Source organism: Streptomyces sp. NPDC058401 (assembly GCF_042722885.1).
Lineage (GTDB): Bacteria > Actinomycetota > Actinomycetes > Streptomycetales > Streptomycetaceae > Streptomyces.
In genome coordinates, this window is record NZ_JBHXKA010000270.1 from 1 (window position 1) to 2,198 (window position 2,198).

The 2,198-nt window shown below is 72.2% G+C and carries 2 protein-coding genes and 1 pseudogene; 1 reads left to right on the forward strand and 2 read right to left on the reverse strand.

Features of this window, described 5'->3' with window-relative positions:
* Both ACFWNV_RS39655 and ACFWNV_RS39660 read right to left on the reverse strand, forming a co-directional pair.
* A partial coding sequence (locus ACFWNV_RS39655) for a mechanosensitive ion channel family protein (RefSeq protein ID WP_383957214.1) occupies positions 1–1,082 on the reverse strand: 1,082 nt, incomplete at its 3' end.
* 102 nt (positions 1,083–1,184) lie between these two features.
* Complete coding sequence (locus ACFWNV_RS39660) at positions 1,185–1,862, reverse strand: VanZ family protein (protein ID WP_383957217.1); 678 nt, start codon at positions 1,860–1,862, stop codon at positions 1,185–1,187.
* 222 nt (positions 1,863–2,084) lie between these two features.
* On the opposite strand from ACFWNV_RS39660, the pseudogene ACFWNV_RS39665 reads away from it, so the two are divergent.
* A pseudogene (locus ACFWNV_RS39665) lies at positions 2,085–2,198 on the forward strand (PRC-barrel domain containing protein); the annotation flags it as partial.

Consider the following 2,198-nt stretch of genomic DNA (forward strand, 5'->3'; position numbering starts at 1 on the left):
TGGACCTTGTCCCGCATGAGGTCCACGGGTGCGCCGTGGTCGCAGTGGAGGAAGACCGTGCCGGTCATCTGGATACCGCCGCGCGACCAGTTCTTCTCCGCCAGCCAGGCGATCAGCTGCTCGCGTACGGCGCAGCGCACCGTCCACACGTCGTCGGCGTCCTTGGCCGTGACGATGGCCCGGACCACGATGGTGGTGGGCGTCGTCTCCGTGACGGCGAGGTCCCAGCCGCGGCCGTCCCACTGCGGGCAGGCGTGCAGGATCTCGTGGACCTTGTCCCGCATGAGGTCCACGGGTGCGCCGTGGTCGCAGTGGAGGAAGACCGTGCCGGTCATCTGGATACCGCCGCGCGACCAGTTCTCGAACGGCCTGGTGGTGAAGTACGAGACGGGCATCGTGATGCGGCGTTCGTCCCAGGTGCGTACGGCGAGGAAGGTGAGGGTGATGTCCTCGACCACCCCCCACTCGCCGGCGACCACGACCGTGTCTCCGATCCGCACGAGGTCGCCGAAGGCTATCTGGAAGCCCGCGAAGAGGTTCCCGAGGGTGGACTGGGCCGCCACGCCCGCCACGATGCCGATGATCCCCGCGGAGGCGAGCACGGAGGTGCCGAGCGCGCGGAAGCTCGGGAAGGTGAGGAGCATCGCGGCGCCCGCGATGACCGCCGCGACGGCCGTGAGGGCCCTCGTGATCAGCGTCACCTGCGTGCGGACCCGGCGTACCCGGGCGGGGTCGCGGGTGCCGGTGGCGTAGCGGGCGTACCCCGACTCGACGGCGGCGGAGGCCACGACCACGATCAACCAGGCCCCGGCGCCGATCAGGGCGAGCGAGAGGATCCGGCCCGTGACGGCGGCGTTGTCCCGCAGCGGCGGCCACTCCGTGTCCCGGCAGGCGCCCTTGAGCAGTGCGGCGAGCAGCACGATCTGCAGGGCGTGGCGGCAGCGGCGCAGCAGGTTCCACCAAGGCGTTTCGGGGTGTCGTGCGTCGGCGCGGCGGAGCAGTCGGTCGACGGCCCAGCCGGCCGCGGCGGTGAGCAGGATCGAGCCTCCCAGGAGGGCCAGGAGGCGAAGGGCGCTGTTCATGTGTCCCCAGTGGGTGGTAGTGGCACGGACCTTCCCGCGCCTGCCCCACCGCAGGGAACTGACACGGGGAGTGCGCCGCGCCCCGGTCCGGCGCCGAGCGGGTCACCCGCCGCGCTGGAAGGCCTTCCGCCAGCCCGCGCGGGTCGGCTGCGCTGCCGGCTTCGCCTTCGGGTCCGGCTTCGGTTCGGGCTCCGGTTCCGGCCTCGGCGCGGGTACGGGCTGCTCCTGGCGGGGCCGGCGGTGCCACCAGTGCCTGCGGCGCGGGTGTACGGCCCGTCCCAGGCGGCGGCCGATGAGCAGGTAGCCGATGAGGGCTCCGGCCGTGTTGAGGATGACGTCGTCGATGTCGAAGACGCGTCCCGTGACGAGGGCGCCCTGGATCAGCTCCACCAGCGTCATCAGACACACCGTCACCACGGCGACCCGCAGCAGCCCCCGGGCCGGGGGCATGAGCACGGGCAGCAGCACCCCGAACGGCAGGCCCAGCAGGAGGTTGCCGCCCAGCTGGCGCACGGCCTCGAAGGTGGAGGCGCCGTCCAGGTAGAGGCTGATCGAATGGCCGGGCGTCGTGTTGCTGTGCACCAGGTCCACCGAGGCGGCGGACGGTTCCAGGGTGAGCCGGGCCAGGACCACGCTGAACAGGACGGTCCCGACGAAGGCCGCCAGCATGGCCAGGGCCCGGACGGCCGGATGGGCCGGGCGGCGCCGTTGCCACGCGTCCGCCGCTACGGGCCCGTTGTCGGGGTTCTCGCCGCGCCGCAGCGCTTGTCTCCATGTCATGGCGGCTCGTGTGCCCTGCGAACGGTTACCTACGCCCCGGCGGGCGAGCCGCGTCCGGACCGACGTGCCCCCGCAACACCGGTGTTGCGGGGGCGATTGAAGGGCGGGAGCCGGGGCAGGCGAGTTCGGGCGGGGCACCGACGGCGCCGCGTACGACATCGAAAGAGAGGGACGGCAGGCACTGCCCCGCCGCCCCCTGTCTGGAGAAGGAGTTGCATTCGCGTGACTGAGCATGTGTGGAGCTACAGGTCGACCGCGGGCCACCTGACCGGCACCGAGCTGATCGGGTACACGGTCGAGGCGACCGACGGCAGCATCGGCAAGGTCGTCAAGCAC